Source organism: Amycolatopsis sp. cmx-4-54 (assembly GCF_046548895.1).
Classification (GTDB): Bacteria; Actinomycetota; Actinomycetes; order Mycobacteriales; family Pseudonocardiaceae; genus Amycolatopsis.
This window is the reverse complement of the sequence record NZ_JAEBEJ010000001.1, coordinates 670,647-686,284: the sequence shown is the minus strand read 5'-3', so window position 1 is coordinate 686,284 and position 15,638 is coordinate 670,647. Positions and strand designations below refer to the sequence as shown.

Here is a 15,638-nt window from a genome sequence, read left to right as displayed (position 1 = left end):
AGGTCAGGCGCCCGCGAGGCCGCGCCGCTTCAACAGCGGCTCGATCTCCGGGTCGCGGCCACGGAACGCGCGAAACGCCGCCATCGGGTCGACACTGCCGCCCCGCCCGAGGAGTTCACGGCGGAAGTGGTCGCCGTTCTCCCTGGTGAGCCCGCCGTTCTCACGGAACCACTGGACGGTGTCGGCGTCGAGGACCTCGCTCCAGATGTAGGAGTAGTACCCCGCGCTGTAGCCGCCGCTGAAGATATGCGCGAAGTACGTGGTGCGGTAGCGCGGCGGTACGGCTTCCAGCGCGACACCGGCCTTGGTCAGCGCCTCGGTCTCGAACCGCTGGACGTCCTCGACGTTTCCTTCGGTGCCCAGCGCGTGCCACGCCTGGTCGAGAAGCGACGCCGCGAGGTACTCGGTGGTCGAGAAGCCTTCGCCGTACTGCTGCGACGCCAGGAGTTTGTCGATCTGCTCCTGCGGCAGCGGCTCACCGGTCACGTGGTGCTTGGCGTAGTTGGCCAGCACCTCGGGCCAGAGCATCCACATCTCGTTGACCTGCGAGGGGTACTCGACGAAGTCACGCGGGACGTTGGTGCCCGAGAACATCGGGTACTCGACATCGGAAAGCAGCGAGTGCAGCGCGTGCCCGAACTCGTGGAACGCGGTGACGACCTCGTCGAAGGTCAGCAGGGTCGGCTCCCCCGCCGGCGGCTTGGCGACGTTGAGCACGTTCACCACGACCGTCTTCGTGCCCAGCAGTTTCGTCTGGTCGACGAAGTTGTTCATCCAGGCACCGCCGCGCTTCGAGTCGCGGGCGTAGTAGTCGAGCAGGAACAGGCCGAGCTCCGCGCCGTCTGCGTCGAAGACCTCGAAGATCCGGACCTCGGGGTGGTACTTCGGCAGGTCTTCCCGCTCGATGAAGCTCAGGCCGTACAGCTGGGACGCGGCGAAGAAGACGCCGTCGGTCAGCACCCGGTTCAGCTCGAAGTACGGGCGCAGCGCGGCGGTGTCGACGTCGAACCGGTCCTTGCGGACGCGTTCGGCGTAGAACGCCCAGTCCCACGGCCGCAGGATCGCGCCGGGGATGTCGGCTTCGAGGTAACGCTGCAGTTCCTCGGCCTCCGCCTTGGCGTTGGCGACCGCCACCGGCGCGAGTCGTTCCAGGAGACCGACGGCGGCCTGAGCGGTCTTCGCGGTCTCGTCCTCGATGACGTACGAGGCGTGGTCGGGGAAGCCGAGCACGGCGGCCCGCTCGGCACGCAACCGGACCAGCTGGGCCACGATCTCGTTGTTGTCGAACTCGTTGCCCCGGTTGCCACGGGAGACCGACGCGGTGAAGATCCGCTCACGCAGCGCGCGATCCTCCAGCGAGGCCAGCGCGGCCTGCGCCGTCGGCAGGGTCAGCTTGAGGACGTACTTGCCCTCCTCACCGGCGGTTTCGGCGGCCGTGGCGATCTCGTCCTCGCCGAGGCCCGCGAGTTGCGCGACGTCGTCGACGACCACGGCCAGTTCGTTGGTGTCCTTGAGCAGGTTCTGCTGGAACCGGGTCGACAGCGTCGAAATGCGCTCGTTCAGCTCACGCAGGCGCTTCTGGTCGGCTTCGGGAAGCCCGGCACCGGCGCGGCGCACGTCGGTGTGGTGACGCTCCAGCAGGCGCAGCGACTCGGTGTCGAGGCCGAGTTCGTCCCGGCGCTCGAACAGGGAATTGATCCTGGCGAACAGCGCGGGGTTCAGGTTGACGGCGTCGGCGTGCGCGGCCAGTCGCGGTGCCATCTCGGCCTGCACGCGCTGGATCTCGTCGTTCGCGTTCGACCCGGCGAGGTTGAAGAACACGCTGGCGACGCGGGACAGCAACCTGCCGGACTTTTCGAGCGCGACGATGGTGTTCTCGAAGGTCGGCGGCTCGGCCGAACCGGCGATCTCCTCGATTTCCGCGGCGTGCTCGGCCAGGCCCGCTTCGAAGGCGGGAAGGAAGTGCTCGTCGGCGATCCGGTCGAACGGCGGAAGGGCGTAGGGCAGCTCACTCGGCGCGGCGAACGGGTTGTCCTGCGAAATCATCGGTGTTGCTCCCGGGTCGTCGAATCTGCTGGTCTGGCCACCTTACGGGCAGCGAGGGGCCGGTGGATGCCGTCCGTGGCGGTGACACCACCGACGGGGAGTGGTCACGCTCCGGTGGTACCGCCCACCACCGCGTCGGAGCTGCGCTTTCCCTTGCCGCGCTTGGCTTTGGCCTTCGGCTCGGGTGGGGCGATCCCGGCCAGGTCGCCGCCGTTGTCGTTGACGCGCAACACGAACGGACGAGTCTCGGTGTACCGGACGACCGAAACCGACGCCGGGTCGACCACGATCCGCTGAAAGGAATCGAGATGCTGGCCGAGCGCGTCGGCGAGGATCGCCTTGATCACATCGCCATGGCTGCATAAGAGCCACACCGCGTTCTCACCGTGCTTCGCGGTGATCCTCGCGTCGTGCGCGCGAACGGCGGCGACCGCCCGCGCCTGCATCTCGGCGAGCCCTTCCCCGCCGGGGAAGACCGCGGCCGAGGGATGCGCCTGCACGACTCGCCACAGTGGTTCCTTGAACAGATCCTTGAGCGCGCGCCCGGTCCATTCGCCGTAGTCCACTTCGGACAAAGCGGGCTCTTTGAGCTTGTCCAGACCGCGTGCCTCGGCCAGCTTCGCGACCGTCTGGCGGCAGCGGAGCATCGGTGAGACCACCAGATCGGCGAGCGGGACCGGCGCCAGGCGCTCGACGAGCGCGGCCGCCTGCGCCCGGCCGGTGTCGTCCAGGCCGACCTTGGGCGTGCGCCCGGCCAGGACGCCCGAACCGTTCGCCGTGGACTTGCCGTGGCGCAGAAGGATCACAGTACTCACGTGGCCCACCCTACGTGTCGTGCTTTGCCCACTCCCGCGTTTCGTCCTCTGGATGCGGCACTTGCGCGTGCAAGGACCGCGTCCAGAGGACGAAACGCGTGGGAGCTACAGGTGCGGACCCGCGCCGGGGTCCAGGACGCCGGTGAAGATCAGCACGAACAGCAGGGCGCCGAGCACGAGCCGGTAGATCACGAACGGCACGAAGCTCTTGGTCTTGATGTAGGACATCAGCCAGGCGATGACGGCGTACCCGACGCCGAACGCGACCAGCGTCGCCAGGATCGTCGGCCCCCACTGTGCCGGGGCGCCGTCCTTGCCGATGTCGGTCAGCTTGTACAGCCCCGAGCCGAACACCGCCGGCAGCGCCAGCAGGAACGAGTACTCCGCCGCCTCCGCGCGGGTGTAGCCGAGCAGCAGCCCGGCGCTGGTGGTGCCGCCGGAGCGCGAGACACCCGGGATCAGCGCCAGTGCCTGGGCGAACCCGAAGCCGAGGCCGTGGGGCACGGTCAGGTGGTCGAGGGTGCGCTGCTGCTTCCCGATGCGGTCGGCCACCAGGAGGATCAGGCCGAACACGATCAGTGTCGTCGCGGTGATCCGCAGGTCACGGAAGGTTTCGTCGATGGCGTCCTGCAGCAGCAGGCCCAGCACCACGATCGGCAGCGAGCCGACGATGATCAGCCAGCCCAGCCGGGCGTCGGGGTCCTGGCGCCAGTCCTTCTTGTAGATGGAGAAGAACCAGGCGCGGAGGATCTTCCCGATCTTGGTCGAGAAGTACAGGATGACCGCGAGTTCGGTGCCGATCTGGGTCACGGCGGTGAACGCCGCGCCCGGGTCGTCCCAGCCGGCGAGCGCCGCGGTGATCCGCAGGTGCGCGCTGGAGGAGATCGGCAGGAACTCCGTCAGGCCCTGGACGAGACCCAGGACCAGCGCTTCGAACCAGCCCATCAGGCGACACCGGCCGTTTCGATCGCCTCGGCCGCGATTTCGAGGGCGCGTGCGGAGCCCTCCGGATCCGGCATGGCGGGCGCGACGGTCAGCGTCGTGACGCCGGACCCGGCGAAGGCCTGCATCCGTTCGGCGATGCGCTCCTTCGGGCCCAGCAGCGACGTCGCGTCGATGAACTCCAGCGGCACGGCCGCCATGGCGCCCTCGTAGTCCCTGCCCAGGTACTTCTGCTGGACGTCGGCGGCTTCGCGCTCGAAGCCCATCCGGCAGGCGAGCTGGTTGTAGAAGTTCTTCTCGCGGCTGCCCATCCCGCCGATGTACAGCGCCGCGTACCCGCGGACCGCGTCGGCGCAGGACTTCCAGTCGTCGCCGACCACGAGCGGGACGGTGGGGACGACGTCGAAGCCGTCGAGGGCCCGCCCGGCCTTGTCCGCGCCTGCCTGGATCAGTTTCAGCTGCTCGCCGGCGTGTTCGGGCGAGTAGAACACCGGCAACCAGCCGTCCGCGATCTCACCGGTCAGTTCGAGGTTCTTCGGGCCGATGGCGGCCAGGTACACCGGGATCTCGTCGCGCACCGGGTGCACGGTCAAGGTCAGCGCCTTGCCGGGCCCGCCGGGCAGGGGCAGCTGGAAGTGATCGCCGTCGTACCGGACCCGCTCGCGGCTCAGCGCCTTGCGGACGATCTCGACGTATTCGCGCGTGCGGCCCAGCGGCGACGCGAACTTCACGCCGTGCCAGCCTTCGGAGACCTGCGGGCCGGAAACACCCAGGCCGAGCCGGAACCGGCCGCCCGAAAGCGTGTCCAGGGTCGCGGCGGTCATCGCGGTCATCGCCGGTGTCCGCGCGGGGATCTGGAGCACGGCGCTGCCCACGTCGATCCGTGAGGTCTGCGCCGCCACCCACGAAAGCACTGTCGGCGCGTCCGACCCGTAGGCCTCCGCGGCCCAGACGACCGCGTAGTCCAGTTCGTCCGCCTTCTTCGCCAATGCCAGGTTGGCCGCGTCGGCAGCGGGGCCGCCCGCGCCCCAATAGCCCAAGTTCAGTCCGAGTCGCACGGCGTGAATGTATCCATCGGAGCGTCACTCCTCCGTTCAGGGTGTTGACACGGTGATGACCCGCACGGTGGTACTCGATCACGACACGCTCACCTGCTCCGCGTCCCGCACTTGCCTTCCGGCTAGGCTCGCCCGTCGTGGAAAAGCGACAGCTCGGCCGGTCGGGACTGCGGGTCTCGCGGACGGCCCTCGGGACCATGACGTGGGGTGGCGACACCGACTCGGAGGAGGCGGCCAGCCAGCTGGTCGCGTTCGTCGACGCCGGGGGCACCCTGGTCGACACCGCCGACATCTACGGCGAGGGCGAGAGCGAACGCGTCCTGGGGGCGCTGCTCGGCGACCTCGTCCCCCGGGACGACATCGTGCTCGCGACCAAGGCCGTGGCTCGCCGCACCGACGGCCCGTTCGGTGGCGGCGCCTCGCGCGGCGCCCTCCTGAGCGCGCTCGACGGCTCGCTCCGGCGGCTCGGCACCGACCACATCGACCTGTGGCAGTTGCACGCCTGGGACACCACCGTGCCGGTCGACGAGACACTCGCCGCTCTCGAGTACGCCGTGACCAGCGGCAAGGTCCGCTACGTCGGCGTCTCCAACTACTCGGGCTGGCAGCTCGCGACCGCCGCCGCCCGCAGCTCCGCCGCCGCTCCGCTGGTCTCGACGCAGGTCGAGTACTCGCTGCTGGAGCGCGGCGTCGATCGCGAGGTCGTCCCGGCCGCGGAGCACCACGGCATCGGGCTCCTGCCGTGGGCACCGCTCGGCCGGGGCGTGCTCACCGGCAAGTACCGCACCGGCACGCCCGCCGACTCGCGCGGCGCTTCGAGTGTTTTCGCCGGCTATGTCGAACATCACCGGACCGATCGCGCGGCCCGGATCGTGCAGGCGGTCGCGACGGCCGCGGACGGCCTCGGGACCTCGCCGCTGGCCGTCGCGCTGGCGTGGGTCCGCGACCGGCCCGGAGTGGTCGCGCCCGTGGTCGGAGCCCGTGACACCGGTCAGCTGACCGGTTCGCTCACGGCCGAGGAGATCACGCTCCCGCCCGCCATCCGTTCGGCGCTCGACGACGTCAGCGCGATCGAGGTCGGGTACCCGGAACGCGGCCTGTGAGCCGTCTCGAATACTGGATCAGGTGACTGTTGGGTGACGCGGACGTGACGTGGTGGAGTTCCTGGAGGATGCTGGACAGGTCCGTACGACGAGTAGCAGGTGGAGGCACCAAGGTGGGTCGGCTGTCCGCCGTTTCCCGGATCGCGATCCCGCTCGCCGGTGTCCTGGTGCTCTCGTCCTGTAGTACGGACGACACACCGAACGACACCTTGCAGATCGTGCAGAACCCCGTCGCGGCGACCGCGGCGGTCTCCCCCGCGGTGACGGTCAAGCCCGCGGGGTCGGTGTTCGCGGTGCCGGGCGTGAAGGCGCTGGTGACCGACGAGGCGAGCAAGACGCTGGTCGTCGCGGTTTCGGAGCCGCCCTCGCTGCGTATCTACGATCTCGCCGCCCTGGACGCTCCGAAGACGACCGTGGCCTTGCCGGGGCCCCCCGAGCGGCTCACCGTCTCCGGATCCCAGGTGCTCGCCAGTGTTCCGGGCAAAAGCCTGCTGGCGAAGGTCTCCTTGCCCGGTGGCGCGCTGGAGACGGTCCCGATCGCGGGGCAGCCGTCCGCCGGTCTCGCCGACGGAGACGCGACGCTGGTCTCGGTGCGGGACCGCAAGGCCGTCGAGGTGCTGTCGAAGAACGCGGGGCCGAAGACCATCACCGGCCAGATCTACAGCGCCGACGACGTGCTGAACACCGGTGACGGCGTGGTCGTGCTCGACAAGCTCCGCACCGCCCTGTTCGCCGTCGACCTCGACCAGGGCAAGATCGGCGAGGGTCTGCGGGCGGGTGACGGCGCGGCCAACGCCGTCACCGACGACCTCGGCCGTGTCTTCGTCACCGACGCGCGGGCGGGCGCGTTGCTGGCGTTCTCCACGACGCCGTTGCTGCTGCGCCAGCGTTATCCCGTTCCTGGCGGCGCGTACGGCATCGCCTACGACCGCGCCCGAGGCCTCGCCTGGGTCACGCTCACCGGACGCAACGAGGTCGTCGGTTTCGACGTCCGCGGCGGAGAACCGCTCGAGAAGCACCGGTTCCCCACCGTGCGGCAGCCAGATTCGGTCACCGTCGACGAGCAGAGCGGCCGTGTGGTCGTCGGCTCGGCCATCGGAGAAGGGATCCAGGTGATCACGCCATGACAGTGGTGGACGAGGCGGTGGTCGAAGGGGATTGGGAGTACCGGCGGTTGCAGCTTCCGCCCGGTGTTTCCCGGCGTGCGGCGGCGACGCAGCTGTCGATCCACGCCGAATTCGCCGGCTGGGAGCTCTCGACCGTCCGGCTCTACTCCGATGGGACACGGAGGGTGTGGTTGCGCCGCAAGCGCACCGCCACACCCCTGCCCGGCCTCATCACTTGAACACCCGGCCGAGCCACTCGGTCCAGAGCGCTTCCTGTTCCGCGGAGTCGACGTCGCCGAACAGGTGATGCATCGCGCACATCGGCCCGGCGAAGCCGCGGACGAACCTCAGCAGCGCGTCCTCGGTCCGGATCCCGACCGTCTGCGCGTTCGCGAAATAGACCTCGCCGTCCACAGTGGACACCGACCCGGTGGACAGGCGGACCCGGTCCCCCGTCTGCGGCCGCCCGGCGAGGCCGAGTTCCCGGCCGAGCGTCAGCCACGCGCTGTCCCAGTCCTCGATCACCGGCCCGAACACGGTCACCGGCACCGCTTTCCGGCCGGCGAAACCGTTGAGGTACTCGACGAGGGTGCGGAAGAACAGCTCGCCGCAGGCGGTCATCGCCTCGAACTCGTCTTCCCAGTCGTCGCCGGGCAGGAAACCGCTCGTCACGGTCCGCAGCACGGTACTGCCGCCGGACCGGCCCTCGATGAGGAACTCGTAGGCGACGAAGCGTCCGTCCGGAGCGGGTTCCGTACCGTAGACGAGCCGTTCCAACGGGTCCCATGACGTGATCGCCGAGGTGGGTTCGAAGCCGCCGAAAGCGGTCTTCACGGTGCCGCCGACGCCTCCGTCGACCTCGTTGCGCCCCATGAACCAGGACGTGATCCCCGGCCCGGTCGCGATGGCGTCCCAGACCTGTTCCGGTGTCGCGTCGACCTCGACGCGATCGGTGATCTCGAATTCGTGGCCCATTCAGCGCTCCTCGGGCTCGGTGCGGACGCTCGGGTGGACGGCGACGACGATCCGATGGTCGCGGCCCTGTTCGGCGCCTTCGTCGTGGTATTTGCTCACCAGCTTCGTGATCGCGACGGTGAGCTCTTCGGCGAACGCGGCCCGGTCCGCGGCGGAGGAGAACCGCACCTCGCCGTCGATCGCGAAGGTCGCGACCCGTTTTCGTGCCTTGGCCGAACCGGTGATCAGCAGGCCGACATCGCGCACCAGCCTGCCCGCCACCGCGAGCAACCAGCGTGCGGACAGGCGGTCCGGTGACTGGGCCGGATCGGGCTGCACGGCCGAGAGCGCTGTCGGCGAAATGACATACGACGACGCCGCCGCGCGCATCATGCGCTCGGTGACGTTGCCCTTCCGTCGCTCCTCGACGAGCTCCACGAGCCCGTGCTTCTCCAGCGCGCGAAGGTGGTAGTTCACCTTCTGTCTCGGCAGGTCGACCCGCGCGGCCAGCATCGTGGCCGACGCCGGTTCGGCGAGTTCGGCGAGCAGCCGGGCCCGGACCGGATCTAGCGACACTTCGGCCGCTTCCGCGTCCTCGATCACCGCAACGGAGAACATGGCAAGACGGTGTCACCGAACATAGTTCTTGTCAAGACAGTCAGGCTTGTCGGCGAGCGGTGGTCGCCAGCGCCAGAACGCGGGGAATCACCTGCGGAGCCGCCTCGAGCGGCACGACGTGCCCGACGCCGGGCAGCACCACGGCCGTCCCGTTCTCCACCGCACCCGCCAGCTCCTCGACATCCGCCGTCGGAACGAGCTTGTCCCGCTCCCCCACGATCGCCGTCACCGGAACCGCCCCGACCTGCGACAACGCCGATTCACGCGTGTAGGCGTCCAGTGCTGGACGGAAGGCGGACACCGTCTGCGGCCAGTTGCCACGGATCATCCGCACGGTCAGTTCGACGTCGGCGGGCACCGGGTCGTCGCCGAACAGCCACCACCGCAGCCCGGCCGTCACCGCCTTGCTCGTGTGCTCCCGGACCAGGCCGATCAGTTTCGTCCCGAAGACGATCTCCAGATCACGGCCGAGTTTCCCGAGCGCGTTCGGCCAGATCGCGTCCGGGGTGACGCCGCCGGCCGACATGGCGAGCAACCCGATTCCCGCCACCCTCGCCGCGAAGACGTCCGGATGGCGCTGGGCGAGCGACAGGATCGCGAGTCCGCCCATGTCATGGCCGACCAGCACCACCTTCCCGCCGGGGACCACCTTGTCCAGCACCTCGGCCAGATCGTCGGCGAGCTTCCCCATGGTCGCCGACGAGGCCCGGACCTCACCGGATTCGCCGTGGCCGCGCTGGTCGTAGGCCACCACGGCCAGCGGTTCGTCCGAGGACGCCTCGGACAGCACCGGCGCGATGGCACGCCAGCTTCGCCTGTCGAGGGCGTACCCGTGGAGGAGCACCACGGTCACCGGCGCCGACGGATCACCCCAGCGGTCGAAGTGCAGGGGTGTCCCGTCGGCGGCCAGCAGACCGGGCATCAGGCAGAGCGGAGGAAGCGGTCGAGCACCCGCACGCCGAACTTCAGCGCGTCGACCGGGACACGCTCGTCGACGCCGTGGAACAGCGCGGAGAAGTCGAGGTCCGCGGGCAGTTGCAGCGGGGCGAACCCGAAGTTGCGGATCCCGAGCGACTGGAACGATTTCGCGTCGGTGCCGCCGGAGAGCATGTACGGGAGCGTGCGGGCGCCCGGGTCCTCGGCGAGGACCGCGTTCGTCATCGCGTCGACCAGAGCGCCGTCGAAGGTCGTTTCGACCGGCGGCAGCTCCATCCACTCCTTCTCGATGTCCGGGCCGAGGATCTCCTCCAGTTCGGCGTTGAACGCCTCGAGCCTGCCGGGAAGGATCCGGCAGTCGACCGAAGCCTCCGCGACGGACGGGATGACGTTCGACTTGTAGCCCGCGGTGAGCATCGTCGGATTCGCCGTGTCGCGCAGGGTCGCGCCGATCATCCGGGAGATGTTGCCGAGTTTCGCGACGGAACCCTCGATGTCGTCCTCGGGGAAGTCCCAGCCGGTGATCTCGGTGACGCCGTCCAGGAACTCGCGGACGGAGTCGGTCATGACCAGCGGGAAGCGATGGTTGCCGAGCCTGGCGACGGCCTCGGACAGCTTGGTGACTGCGTTGTCGCGGTGGATCATCGAGCCGTGACCGGCGGTGCCGCGCACCCGCAGCTTCATCCAGCGGATGCCCTTTTCGGCCGTCTCGATGAGGTACGCGCGGACGTTGTCCTTCAGCGTGATCGAGAAGCCGCCGACCTCGCTGATCGCCTCGGTGACACCCTCGAACAGCTCGGGCCGGTTCTCGACCAGCCACTGCGCGCCGTACTTGCCGCCCGCTTCTTCGTCGGCGAGGAACGCGAAGACGAGGTCACGCGGCGGGACGATGCCGTTGATCTTGTAGTGGCGGGCCAGCGCGAGCGCCATCGCGCACATGTCTTTCATATCCACGGCACCGCGGCCCCAGACGTAGTCGTCCTGGATCGCGCCGGAGAACGGGTGCACCGACCACTCCGAGGCGTCGGCGGGAACGGCGTCGAGATGACCGTGGATCAGGAGCGCGCCCCGCGACGGGTCGGCGCCCGGCAGCCGGACGATCACGTTGTGCCGGTTCTTGCCGCCGGACTCGACATAGGTGATCTCGTAGCCCGCGTCGGTGAGCTTCTCGGCGACGTACTCCGCCGCGGCACGTTCACCGACCAGCGTGTCGGGGTCACCCGTGTTGGTCGTGTCGATGCGGATCAGTTCACTGGTGAGGGTGACTGCCTCTTCGGCGGCTGCTTCGATCAAATTCGGTTCGGTCACCAGGCATTCCTACCATTGGTGGAGCCCACCGACCCGCTGCCACCGCGTGGTGGACGGGGTGTGAAGACCCACTCCGCGCGCGGCCCGGCCATGACGATCGTCCCCGATGACGGCATTTCTCACGCTGACCCCACGACCGCTCCCCTGTTAGCTTCGCTCCCGAACGGACCGGGCGAACTGGTCGCCGGAATGGCGAGATCGGAGATGACCGGCGTGATCCGTGCTGGGGTGAAAGCCACCGTCCTCGTCCCGGCGGGAACGGCGCTGCTCCTGTTCGCCTCCGCCTGCGGCAGCCCGCCCGCGCCTCAGCCCACCACGCCACCGTCGTCTCCGGCGAGCACCGCGCCCACGAGCACGGCGCCGCCGGCCGACCTTTCGACCCTGCGCCGCGGCACCGTCCCGAAGGCCTACCCCGAGCCGGACCTGAGCGGCCTCCCGCCCAAGCCGGCCGCCTCCGCGCCCGTGCGGGAGCGGATCGCCTGGGAAGCACTGCAGAAGGTGACCGACTTCGCCAACCACGTCGACCCTGGCGCACGCTCGTCCTGTCCCGCTTTCGATCCCGGCCGCACCAAGACGGCGACCTGCACGGTCACCTACCTCGGCGAAAGTTACGAGTACGTCCTGCGCGACATCAAGTTCCAGGGCACCGGGCTGACCGACGGACGTACCGAACAGGGCACCATCTCCTACCGCGCGGACCTCACCGCCGGACCGATCATCCGCGACCGGGTCGAGATCGTGCTACGGCACCAGAACGTCACCGAGTACGAAGCCTGCGACATGCCCGAGCACGTCCGCTTCGAATTCGGCTCCACCAAACGACGGCCTTCCGGTTCCTCGGTCGTGGGCCAGTGGATCCACGTGCCGGGCATCTCCTGTCGTCACCTCGACCCGAAGACCGACACCGTCCGCACGCTTCCCCTGGAGCTGTTCGAATCCGGCGCGCCGATCCACCCTTCGTCGCGGATCGGCGGCTAGACCGGCCCGTGCGAGGACCTCGTTCGTCCTGTCAGAGCAAGCCGAGTCCCGCGGTCAGGGGCCTGTAGAGAGTGCGCACGTACGAGTCCGTGAGGTGATTGTCCCGGTACACCACGACGTTGCCGACGACAGCCGGGCACACGTCGCCGGTGCAGAGCCACGGGGTCAGGTCGACGACCGTCGTGCGTGGCACGCGTCCGGCGGCCTCCACCAACGGGTCCTTGTCCTGGCCGAACGCCTCACCAAGGGCCGTGTCGCATTCCGTGTGCCTGCCGGGGTTGGTTTCCAGGCACCGCGGGGTGTTCTTGGCGGGCCGGGGCACGTCGCGGATCACGCCGGTCCGGATACCGGCGTCCGAGATACGCCGCAGCATGGACTCGTACCCTTCCACGGTCTGCGCACGCGACTCCCAGCGCCATTTCAGGTCCTTGTCATAGGACTCGGGAGACATCGCGGAGGTCACCACGAGTTCCGGCCTCATGGCGAGGATTCCGGCGAGTTCACGTTCGTTCTGGTCGGAGCAGACGGTGAGGCCTGCCGGCGCGATGGCCGTGAAGGGGCAGCCGTTACGCAGCATCATCTTCACCCGCCACTCGGGATGCTCGCGCACGAACCGCGCGAGAACGGTACTGAACATCGCCGCGTGCGAGTCGCCCACGAGCACGATCGTCTTCGGCGCGGTCGCCGTGCCGTACGTGCATTTGTCACCGGTGGGCGGCCAGTTCTCGATGTCGTACGAGGAGCAGTTGACGGACAGGTCCCTCAGCGGCCAGTCCTGTGCCGCGACAGCCGGGTCAGGAGTCAGCGGGACGCCGTCCGGCGCCGCCATCGGGTTGTCCCTGTCGAGCGCGAGGGCGCCCGGGTGACCTTCATCGAGGCTGGTGGCCGACGCGAGGCGGACGAGTTCCGCCGAGGCGTACTTCCACGGTACCGCCGCCATGATCGTCGTCACCGCGACCAGGACCGCTCCGAGCAGGTAGGCGTTGCGGAGCCGGGGTGTGCGGCGCCGGAACGGTGGCAGCGCGGTCTTCCCGCTGCGGAAGGCGTCTTCGACCACGTGTTTGGTCACCATGGCCAGCGCCAGGCTGAGCACGAAGACACCCACCGCCTGCCGCCGCGTCAGTTCCGTGCTGGCCGCTAGCTGCAGGACCACCACGATCACCGGCCAGTGCCAGAGGTACAGGCTGTAGGAGATGTCGCCCAGGTAGCGCAGCGGCTGCAGGCCCAGCACGACCGAGACTTCCGGGCGTGCCACTCGCTGGTCCGCGGCGACGGTCCCGGCCAGCAACAGTCCGATGGTGCCCAGCGTCGGCAGGAGGGCGAGGTAGCCGGGGAACGCCATCGCGGTGGTCAGCACGAACGAACTGACCACGACGGCGACCATCCCGCCCCAGCCGAGAAGCAGCCGGACCCGACCCTTGAGCCGGATCCGATGCACGGTCATCGCGGCGAGGCCGCCGAGTCCGAGTTCCCACATCCGGGTGGGTGTCACGAAGTAGGCGCGCCCGTGGTCGACCTCGCTGTAGACCACCGAGAACACGAACGACGCGGCGGTGACGAGCGCGACGGCGATGACGGCGTGACGGGCGGCCTTCGGCCCGGCGCGGTGGGCCAGGCGAGCGCAGACGAGCAGGATCAGGGGGATGACGAGGTAGAACTGCTCTTCGACGCTGAGTGACCAGAAGTGCTGGACCGGCGACGCGGCGGCGGTGGCGTGGGCGTAGTCGGCGGACTGGGCGGCCAGCGCCCAGTTCTGGACATTCAGCGCGGAGGTGAAGACGTCGCTCATGATGGCGGGCCAGCGGGAGATCGGCAGGAACAGCCAGGTCACGAGCACGGTGCACAGCAGGACGACCGACGCGGCGGGCAAAAGGCGCCGGATGCGGCGGGCGTAGAACTCGCGCAGGCGGATGGTGCCGGTGCGGCGCAGTTCGCCGGCGAGTGTGCCGATGATCAGATATCCGGAGATGACGAAGAAGACGTCGACACCGATGAAGCCGCCAGGCAGCCATTCCGGTCGAAGGTGGTAGACGATCACCAAACCGACGGCCAGCGCACGTAACCCCTGGATATCCCGGCGCTGGACGCGTGACTCGGCCGGCGCCGCTCTCGGCGGAACCGTCGCTTCAACCTGCGCGAGCGCCATCGCGAACCCCCCCCAGCCCCATCGCTTCGGCCGCGCGGGACAAGGCGGCCACCCGGCCAAGAGCGTAGAACACCCACTCGACCACCTGTCCTCACCCTCCCGTGTCCGGCCGACACGGGCGTGGAGGTGAATTCGGGCGTTCGGCGGACAAGCGAGTCCGGTTCGTGATTGTTTGTGCAAGCACGTGTTCCGAGCACAGAACTGGGGCTTCACAAGTGAAGAAGAAGATCGCGGCGACCGCCGCCGTCCTGGGCGCGCTGGCCTCGACGATCGCGTTCGCGCAGCCGGCAAGCGCGGGTGTCGATCCGAGGTACTACTACGAGTCCAGCTGGTCGACTGAGGGCGATTGCCGGCTCAACGGCCACTCGGGCCAGCAGAGTGGCCGGTGGTCGGCCTACTTCTGCTCCGCGTCGACCTGGTCGTGGGACCTCTACGTCAAGCGGTAGCCCACGAAGCCTGGTTCCGGCGGCGCGAATCCGCGCCGCCGGAGCCAGGGTGCGAACCGAAGCGCGGTCAGTTCACCGTCACGGTCGCGGCCACCGGCGGCTGCTGGTCCGCGGGCAGGGAGCACCACCAGTAGGTGAGCGGCTTGCCGAAGCGATGGAGGCCGAGGGTGACGGTTCCGGGAGTCGAGAACGCGACCTGCTGGGTGCTCTCGACGCTGAAGTGGCCACCGGTACGGATCGTGGCCGGGTTGTTCAGCACGTCGATCTTGATCTCGCCGGTGCCCGCCCCTCCCTGTCGCAGGAAGCCGACCAACCGGGCCGACCCCGCCGTCAGCTCCGAATTCGCCCATGGCTCGACGCCGTCGACCTTGACGAAGACCGGCACGGGCACTCCGCGCGTCACGGTGGCCGGCGCGGTGATCGTCACGTTCACGGTTCTCGGACCGCTGTAGGGGAGGCAGGACTGGGTCACGGTGCCGGCGGAGGCGGTACCCGCCGCCGTCACGGTCAAGCCGAACCCGGCGGCCACCGCGATGGCGACGGCCGCGATCTTTCGACGGAACACAGGAAGACCCCTTTCCGGTGAGTGGATGGGAAACCACCGTCCCGTCCCATCCGGCGCGAAGCGTCTTCCCCCGTGCGATCGGGCACCGACAACCACGGTTCGTCACCCATATCGGTGATTCTCGCCGACTCACCATTCGTGGCATGTGGATCACCGGTTCGTGTCACGTGCCTGCCCACTTGCCGTAGCGGAGGCCCAGCTTCCACATCGGCCAGGCTCAGGGTTGCTACCCACAGTGTCAGCGCGCGCGAAGCCCGCCCCTGGCGCAAAACACGAAAGACTTACGCGTTTATCGTGGGAAGATTCACGGCTCGCCGTCGGCCCGGGAAATCGTTTTTTGACAGCCTGCCAACGTGGTGAAAATCTTCGATCGCTCCTCGCGAGAGCACAACCGAACACGAAATCCGATACAAGGAGCCCCTCAATGCAGATGTTCACCCAGCACGTGCACCACGGCCACGACCTGATCTCGGGTCTGCTCGCGCACCTGGCCCACGTGCTCGGATGGCTGGTCTGACGCTCTGAGCACAGGGTTCGACGGGGGCCGATCTGTTGGCGCGGGTCGGCCCCTCGTGTTTGCGACCCGGTAAAGGGACACGCCCGTGTCCCTTTACCGG

Annotated in this window: 15 protein-coding genes; 5 read left to right on the top strand and 10 right to left on the bottom strand. The window is 68.8% G+C overall.

Features of this window, described 5'->3' with window-relative positions:
* Window positions 1–3 precede the first annotated feature (3 nt).
* From ACLJQ7_RS03395 to ACLJQ7_RS03380, 4 genes are all read right to left on the bottom strand, one after another.
* A complete protein-coding gene (locus tag ACLJQ7_RS03395; protein WP_410646649.1) occupies window positions 4–2,046 on the bottom strand; it encodes a M3 family metallopeptidase in 2,043 nt (680 codons plus the stop codon).
* A gap of 104 nt (window positions 2,047–2,150) precedes the next feature.
* Window positions 2,151–2,861 carry a histidine phosphatase family protein gene (locus ACLJQ7_RS03390; protein ID WP_410646647.1) on the bottom strand — a complete coding sequence of 237 codons (711 nt, stop codon included), beginning with the start codon at window positions 2,859–2,861 and terminating at the stop codon, window positions 2,151–2,153.
* A 105-nt stretch (window positions 2,862–2,966) separates the two neighbouring features.
* Entirely contained in the window at window positions 2,967–3,806 is an 840-nt protein-coding gene (locus ACLJQ7_RS03385; RefSeq protein ID WP_410646645.1) for an undecaprenyl-diphosphate phosphatase, read from the bottom strand.
* Window positions 3,806–4,861, bottom strand: coding sequence for an LLM class F420-dependent oxidoreductase (locus tag ACLJQ7_RS03380; RefSeq protein WP_410646643.1), 1,056 nt, complete (start codon window positions 4,859–4,861; stop codon window positions 3,806–3,808). The genes ACLJQ7_RS03385 and ACLJQ7_RS03380 overlap by 1 nt, the downstream gene beginning before the upstream one ends.
* A gap of 137 nt (window positions 4,862–4,998) precedes the next feature.
* Here ACLJQ7_RS03380 and ACLJQ7_RS03375 point away from each other — a divergent pair, with 137 nt between their 5' ends.
* The 3 genes from ACLJQ7_RS03375 (at window position 4,999) to ACLJQ7_RS03365 (ending at window position 7,309) form a co-directional block, all read left to right on the top strand.
* Window positions 4,999–5,964 (top strand): aldo/keto reductase, encoded by a 966-nt coding sequence (locus ACLJQ7_RS03375; protein WP_410646641.1) that lies wholly within the window; start codon window positions 4,999–5,001, stop codon window positions 5,962–5,964.
* Window positions 5,965–6,077: 113 nt separating this feature from the next.
* Window positions 6,078–7,091, top strand: coding sequence for a YncE family protein (locus ACLJQ7_RS03370; RefSeq protein ID WP_410646640.1), 1,014 nt, complete (start codon window positions 6,078–6,080; stop codon window positions 7,089–7,091).
* Window positions 7,088–7,309: a DUF5703 family protein gene (locus ACLJQ7_RS03365; protein ID WP_016334446.1), complete on the top strand. Its 222-nt coding sequence runs from the start codon at window positions 7,088–7,090 to the stop codon at window positions 7,307–7,309. The genes ACLJQ7_RS03370 and ACLJQ7_RS03365 overlap by 4 nt, the downstream gene beginning before the upstream one ends.
* Here the strand turns inward: ACLJQ7_RS03365 and ACLJQ7_RS03360 are convergent.
* The 4 genes from ACLJQ7_RS03360 to ACLJQ7_RS03345 are packed head-to-tail and all read right to left on the bottom strand — an operon-like array spanning window position 7,302 to window position 10,886.
* Complete coding sequence (locus ACLJQ7_RS03360) at window positions 7,302–8,045, bottom strand: SRPBCC family protein (RefSeq protein WP_410646638.1); 744 nt, start codon at window positions 8,043–8,045, stop codon at window positions 7,302–7,304. The two genes, ACLJQ7_RS03365 and ACLJQ7_RS03360, sit on opposite strands and share 8 nt — an antisense overlap.
* Window positions 8,046–8,642 carry a winged helix-turn-helix domain-containing protein gene (locus ACLJQ7_RS03355; RefSeq protein WP_410646637.1) on the bottom strand — a complete coding sequence of 199 codons (597 nt, stop codon included), beginning with the start codon at window positions 8,640–8,642 and terminating at the stop codon, window positions 8,046–8,048. It abuts the gene before it with no gap.
* A gap of 40 nt (window positions 8,643–8,682) precedes the next feature.
* Window positions 8,683–9,564, bottom strand: coding sequence for an alpha/beta fold hydrolase (locus ACLJQ7_RS03350; RefSeq protein WP_410646635.1), 882 nt, complete (start codon window positions 9,562–9,564; stop codon window positions 8,683–8,685).
* A complete protein-coding gene (locus ACLJQ7_RS03345) occupies window positions 9,564–10,886 on the bottom strand; it encodes a M20/M25/M40 family metallo-hydrolase (RefSeq protein WP_410646634.1) in 1,323 nt (440 codons plus the stop codon). The genes ACLJQ7_RS03350 and ACLJQ7_RS03345 overlap by 1 nt, the downstream gene beginning before the upstream one ends.
* A 189-nt stretch (window positions 10,887–11,075) precedes the next feature.
* Between ACLJQ7_RS03345 and ACLJQ7_RS03340 the strand changes: the two genes are divergently transcribed.
* A complete protein-coding gene (locus tag ACLJQ7_RS03340; protein WP_410646633.1) occupies window positions 11,076–11,864 on the top strand; it encodes a hypothetical protein in 789 nt (262 codons plus the stop codon).
* Window positions 11,865–11,895: 31 nt separating this feature from the next.
* Here the strand turns inward: ACLJQ7_RS03340 and ACLJQ7_RS03335 are convergent, their stop codons facing one another.
* Window positions 11,896–14,010, bottom strand: a complete 2,115-nt coding sequence (locus ACLJQ7_RS03335; protein WP_410646632.1) for an acyltransferase family protein — start codon at window positions 14,008–14,010, stop codon at window positions 11,896–11,898.
* Between the two features lie 215 nt (window positions 14,011–14,225).
* On the opposite strand from ACLJQ7_RS03335, the gene ACLJQ7_RS03330 reads away from it, so the two are divergent.
* Window positions 14,226–14,456, top strand: coding sequence for a hypothetical protein (locus ACLJQ7_RS03330; protein WP_410646631.1), 231 nt, complete (start codon window positions 14,226–14,228; stop codon window positions 14,454–14,456).
* Between the two features lie 67 nt (window positions 14,457–14,523).
* Here the strand turns inward: ACLJQ7_RS03330 and ACLJQ7_RS03325 are convergent, their stop codons facing one another.
* A complete protein-coding gene (locus tag ACLJQ7_RS03325; RefSeq protein ID WP_410646630.1) occupies window positions 14,524–15,021 on the bottom strand; it encodes a hypothetical protein in 498 nt (165 codons plus the stop codon).
* Window positions 15,022–15,638: the final 617 nt, after the last annotated feature.

Bases quoted from the DNA above. Each gene is read 5' to 3' on its own strand.
- ACLJQ7_RS03395 (WP_410646649.1), bottom strand. From the start codon at position 2,046: ATGATTTCGCAGGACAACCCGTTCGCCGCGCCGAGTGAGCTGCCCTAC.
- ACLJQ7_RS03385 (WP_410646645.1), bottom strand. From the start codon at position 3,806: ATGGGCTGGTTCGAAGCGCTGGTCCTGGGTCTCGTCCAGGGCCTGACG.
- ACLJQ7_RS03365 (WP_016334446.1), top strand. From the start codon at position 7,088: ATGACAGTGGTGGACGAGGCGGTGGTCGAAGGGGATTGGGAGTACCGG.
- ACLJQ7_RS03360 (WP_410646638.1), bottom strand. From the start codon at position 8,045: ATGGGCCACGAATTCGAGATCACCGATCGCGTCGAGGTCGACGCGACA.
- ACLJQ7_RS03355 (WP_410646637.1), bottom strand. From the start codon at position 8,642: ATGTTCTCCGTTGCGGTGATCGAGGACGCGGAAGCGGCCGAAGTGTCG.
- ACLJQ7_RS03350 (WP_410646635.1), bottom strand. From the start codon at position 9,564: ATGCCCGGTCTGCTGGCCGCCGACGGGACACCCCTGCACTTCGACCGC.
- ACLJQ7_RS03340 (WP_410646633.1), top strand. From the start codon at position 11,076: ATGGCGAGATCGGAGATGACCGGCGTGATCCGTGCTGGGGTGAAAGCC.
- ACLJQ7_RS03335 (WP_410646632.1), bottom strand. From the start codon at position 14,010: ATGGCGCTCGCGCAGGTTGAAGCGACGGTTCCGCCGAGAGCGGCGCCG.